Consider the following 6,087-nt stretch of genomic DNA (forward strand, 5'->3'; position numbering starts at 1 on the left):
GTGGTGAACTTCCTCTTGCGCCAACATAGGTAAAGAATGAATGGCATACTCAGGCTGTGCTTGCAATGTGCTTAATGCAGATAACAGTGTACATAAATGCTGATTTAGCTGGGTAATATGGGCATGCGTAAACAAACTAGTATCATATTCCCATGTTAAGCCCAGTCCCATATCACTGAGACTCATATCAATATCTAAATCATATTTAGCGCGAATAAAGTCACTCTGGTAGGTTTGTAACTCGACATGAGGCAATTGAAATGACTGTGTGCTGCTGTCATCGTGAATACCATAATCACTATTGGTGGTCATGACTATCTGGAATAAAGGGCCGTGCAATGAACTACGAGGGATATTTAAACGTTCGACGAGCTTCTCAAAAGGCACATCCTGATTTGATTGCGCATCTAAGTGTACTTGCCTGATATGCGACAAGTATGCGCTCAGCGTATCATGATTGGTATTCGTTCTGAGCACCAATGTATTGGCAAAAAACCCAATCAAAGGGTTTGTTTCTGACTGTAACCGGTTTGCAACTGGGGTACCAATAACAATATCAGCGCTGTTACTGTGCCGAGCCAACAGTAATGAAAGCGCACCATGTAATAACATAAAAGGGGTCAATTGATGCGCTTTTGCTACCGCTTGTAATTGGGTTGCAATATGCGCTGATAATTGCCCGTGCACAATCGCTACTTTACGCTCTTTTTCATTTGAGCGGGCTTTATCTAATGGCAGAGAATGCTCTGCGGGTACATCCGCTAATTGTTGCTCCCAATAATTGAGCTGCTTTTCAAGTACCCCCCCTGCTAAATAGGTTCTTTGCCACTGTGCATAATCACTATATTGAATATCTAACGGAGCCAATCCACTTTCTAGACCTTCGCTATAAGCATGGTAGAGTGTAAAAAACTCTTTCAGGAGTACTTCCATTGACCAACCATCGGAAGCGATGTGGTGCATATTCAGTAGTAGTACACCTGATTCTGAGGTCTGTTTGATATACCCGACACGAAGCATCACGTCTTGTGTTAAGTTAAATACCTGACGGGTCAATCGGGTCGCTTGTTCTGCCACTTCTGACGTTAACGTCTCACCTGTGAGATGGGTTAAATCTATCTGTGTAATATTGAAATCAACATCAGACATCGCACGAACGACCTGATATGTCTCTCCTTGCACTTCCCGATATACCGTACGCAGTACTTCATGACGCTCAATGATGGTGCTAAATACTCGGGTTAATAAGGGGAGGTCCAACTTTCCCGACACCTCAAAAGCGATGGGCATATTATATTCTGTTGTGCCCTCTTGAAGGTTGTCAATGAACCATAATCGCTGCTGTGAATACGATAACGGGATGTTCACTTTGTGAGTGGGATGCTTAATTATCTTTTTATATCCGTTGGTATTTATATAGTAAACAATGTGTTCTTTGTGCTGTTTTATCCGTTGGATCAGTGCTGGGTCTGGCTGCTCACTGTCAAAGCCTACCTTTAATTGATCATTATCAACTACTTCAAATGAGAATAGCGCCTCTGAACACTCCGCTATCAAGTCTTTAATATTTTCCACTGAAACTCTACCCTTAATATTTAAAATAGCCCTATTCTTAATGACGGTTACCCACACTGCGAACAAAACTTAATCGTGATATTACATCTATAATAATGTGTTGTGACACTCATCCTATCCGTTGCGATATGTCGTAGCTGTCACTTAAATTCCAATAATTAAAAAGAATGAGCATACTTTTAAGTCTTCTCGGCGAAGCTTAACTTGCTCATTTACCCTCTTTCAATTCCTCATACCCATAAATTAATGTGAACTGTTGTAATAACATCGGCTAAACAAAGCTTCACAAAAACAATAATGCGCACAACCGTTGCCTAGTTTCGATTTTTGTATGTTCTTATTCTATTCAATAAACAACAACCACTTTATAGGAACCTAGCATTTACCTGATATCTAACTGCATCAACTTATGACTCACCTTATAGCAATCTTATGGTCGCTTTAGTCATGATTGAATAAATTATAAATCACCGATATTTATATTTAACGCCATTGACGACAATAAACATCGCTTTTTTACTTCTCAAAATATCATCAATTTTTGATAACAATCCTATTAGACATGATCCCCTTACGTACAACATCAAGATATCGTTTGAGTTAGCATGATTTTTTATCTGCTCTTCGCACCAATAGTGTTTACCCGATAAACCAATAGCAAAAGTCATCCATTGGACTAAGATCCTACACAATTGCGTAGGAAACAATATTGACATTAAAGCGAGCACTTCTTAGTTTACCGCTAATTTAATTTAAAAAGCAATACCCTTTTGAAGCCGATGTGAGGTGATATTACCAAGACGTGGGATTCATTTATAGCGTAAGCAGGCGATTTTTAATTATGGCCTGCTCCAATAATTCACGTTACGCTAACCGGATGACCTCTTGCCAACCGTGATTTTTCATCAACTTAGTTGCATGTAAATTGTGCTTTTTATCTATATAGTCAATATTTTGCTTTGCCGTTTCTTTTCTTTTCTCACCATCTTTATAATGTGGATAGTGAATAGATTCGAAACTATCCATTAATTGGAACTTGCAACCAAATTGGAATAACCGAATCCCAAGCTCCACATCTTCTCCTCCCCAGGAACTGAAATACTCATCAAACCCACCTAACTCTCTAATGATTTCAGTTGAGCATGATAAATGACTGGTCCAACAGAGGATCCAAGGAACGGTCACTGTATTAATTTCAAAATTAATTGATTTTAAATACTCATACCTACAATCAAACAACTGCGTGTTCTGTTTCATGACTGAAAAAGCATCCGCCACACTGTTTTTCTCTAAAATACCCACCAAGTCTTCGCTATTTTCGGTAGTAAACTCATTAATACCATAAGACATCCCAATTGTAACACCGCTGCTATTACTCAAACTCGATACATAATGTTTTTGTAACAACATAGGTGAAGCCAACATGCCAGCATCAAAGAATAAAATGCGATTGAATATCGCACTGTCTATTCCTATGTTTCTTGCTTTGGCGACTCTGAAGCCACTGTCTTGCTGATAAAAATAGCTGACATTGATGATGCTTTTATATGGTTCTACCATAGACCGCGTATCATCTGATGAACCATCATCGATGATCAACACTTCATATTTATCTTTTGATAAGTACTGATCAACCAATGAATCTAGTGTTTTTTTTAAAATATCCCTACTATTATACGTTGGAATAATAATGCTGATACCTTGATTTGCATTCATTAAAATATCCTTCTTGCTTGTTATTTTTCAGTTTTTCGATGGCTGGGTTATCTTCATATCAACATGGAAGGTTATTATTTTCACTTTCATCATTAAGCCAACATAAAGAAAACCAAGCACAGGTAAAGCTAATTAGTGTTTATTTCTCATAACGACCACATTGTGAATATATGGGGCTGTTAATCATTATCTGTATTCAGTAATTTCCGAACACACGTCTTTGATAACGCCTTAATCGTATCCAAGTGGTAAATTTTACGCCCGAAGTGCCAATGCAACTCTAATTGATCTTGAGAGTACTGAATTTGACAACTGATTTTATGAACTGCCTCGCGCTTCTCACCTATCATTTCCTCTACACCTAGTAAAGAGAGATTAGTATCACCATTAAATGGGACCGGTGCAACTAAGTTTCTAGGTACATAATTTATTGCAAATTCAGGCTTATCTAGATTTGAGATATCATGATCAGGCAATATATCAATCGGCTTATACTTCAGTAAATTGAAACCTCTTGCATAACTTTTTGCTTCTTGCATCGAAGATTTGACATTTAAAACCGCTTCTTCGCGGGTACTTAATGGGTCTATATTAATCTGTACTGGCACAAATTCGTTCATCCATCCCACAACTTCAGATAAATCTAACTCTTGATACAAATCTCGTCCAAAAACAACCAATTCAAAATAAAATGATGGATGACCAATCCAGCCTGAGATGGCTTCTGACATAGCTGCAATAATCACATCAAACTCATCACATGCTATCGATTTAGAAAATTCTGCTATTTTATTCGTGTCTATGGATGATAGGGTTTCAACATACTTGATGTTATTACCAATCGTATTTACCGCATCAGAAAACTCATAGTCAGTCGGTAGGTTTGTACTGACTCTGCCTTTTTTACTCTCCCAATAACGAATATTGCGTACAGCCTCTTTAGAACTCAACCAAGTCGCATTCGCTCGAACCCATTGACTAAAGCCACCCCCTATCGTTGCTGTTTCAAAAGGTCTACCTTGCTCCAACTCGCTAAATATAACCATAAAGTCTCTTAACACAATATTGACTGAGTACTGATCAAATAGAAAGTGGTGAAGTAGTACAATGATCCGGTCGCTGCTATTTTCACCCAAATCGCAATATAGAAACTTAATCATTGATTTAGACATATCGAGGCTATTTTTGAATGCGCTAATCTGCGCGTCAATCTTACTTACATTGCACTCAGATAAATTCTTTTTACATAGATAGTCTTCAACATTTAAACGACCTAAGGCTTCTTGATAAGTGTCTTCATGTTTAATGATGTGCGCCCTCAAGCCCTCATGCAAAGTTAATAGCATAGCAATGGCTTGTTCAAACACATCTGCAAGGTTTGATGTATCATTGATTGCTAACTCATAACTCACACCCCACTGCTCTAAATCCATAGTCCGGCCATCGAAATACCAACTGCGATTACCAGGTAACATGTATGCTTGGGTGAGCTTTGTCGTATTTTCAAATGGTTTAACGCCGGTTTGTAAATAAGGGCTTAAACTCTTTATAGAGGGATTGTTATAAATATCACGTAACGATACTTCATACCCTGCTTTTTTTATCATCGAAAGCAGCTTGATTATATTGATCGAGTTGCCACCCATTGTAAAAAAATTTGCCGTGGTGCTCATACCTGCCGCTTCAATGTCTAATAATTCAGACCAAATCTCAACCAGCCCTAATTCGACCTCTGTTTGCGGGGCAACATACTTTGTTTCTAAACTCTGACTCTCTATCGCTGGTAAAGCCTTCCTATCCACTTTACCATTCGATGTAAGTGGCCATTCTCTTACAACCACAATTAGACTCGGCACCATATGCTCTGGTACAACACGACCCAGTGACGCTTTTATATCCGCTACAAAGGTGCCCTTATCATCTTCTAGTCGCGTATCTGTTGGTTTGACATAGCCTATCAACTGCATTGACCCCGCTACCTCCTTGGCCAACACCAACGCAGAATCAACCAAAGGCGCATTCCCTAACTGATGCTCTATCTCTCCTAACTCTATACGTAGCCCACGGATCTTCACTTGATGGTCGATTCGACCTTGATATTCTATTTCACCATCTTCTCTAACGCGTGCTAAGTCACCTGTTTTATACAATCGCGGTGAACTATGTGACAAACCCGCTTCTAAATAGGGGTTATCGATAAATCGTGCTTGCGTTAACGCGGCCTGGTTCAAATAACCTCGCGCCAATCCATCTCCCCCGATATGCAGCTCTCCTACCGCACCCTGTGGCACCACATTTAAATGTGGATCTAACACCATCAACTGAATATTATCTATGGCTTTTCCTATCGGAACACCCCGACTAATGTCACCCGCACAATCCCAATAACTCACATCTATCGCCGCTTCCGTCGGACCATATAAATTATGTAACTCAGCCGTCGGTAAGTTGTCTCTAAATGCCTTTACATGACCCTGTTGTAGAGCTTCACCACTACAAAAAACTTGTTTCACACTGCCACTATTTTTAAACCCGTTATGCTCTAAAATAACCCCTAACATCGAAGGCACAAAGTGCATTTTTGTGATCCCGTGAGATTGGATCAAATCACACAAATACTCTGGGTCTTTATGGCCATCGGGTTTAGCCACCACAAGCTGCCCACCATATGCCAATGTCCACACAAACTCCCACACCGACACATCAAAGCTGTAAGGGGTTTTTTGGAGCACTTTATCATCCGCAGTCATCCCATACTTATTGTGCATCCAGTGGATCCGATTAAACAATGCTTGG

The 6,087-nt window shown here is 39.5% G+C and carries 3 protein-coding genes; all 3 read right to left on the minus strand.

Annotation, left to right across the window (positions count from 1 at the left end; genetic code table 11):
• On the minus strand, positions 1 to 1,575 hold a 1,575-nt coding region (locus BGP78_RS17755; RefSeq protein WP_259386372.1), incomplete at its 3' end, for a condensation domain-containing protein.
• Positions 1,576 to 2,439: 864 nt separating this feature from the next.
• Positions 2,440 to 3,291, minus strand: coding sequence for a glycosyltransferase (locus tag BGP78_RS17765; RefSeq protein WP_119862637.1), 852 nt, complete (start codon positions 3,289 to 3,291; stop codon positions 2,440 to 2,442).
• Positions 3,292 to 3,470: 179 nt separating this feature from the next.
• Positions 3,471 to 6,087, minus strand: a 2,617-nt coding sequence (locus BGP78_RS17770) for an AMP-binding protein (protein ID WP_147386091.1), incomplete at its 5' end; no start/stop codon positions are given.

The organism is Pseudoalteromonas sp. MSK9-3 (assembly GCF_003590335.1).
Lineage (GTDB): Bacteria > Pseudomonadota > Gammaproteobacteria > Enterobacterales > Alteromonadaceae > Pseudoalteromonas.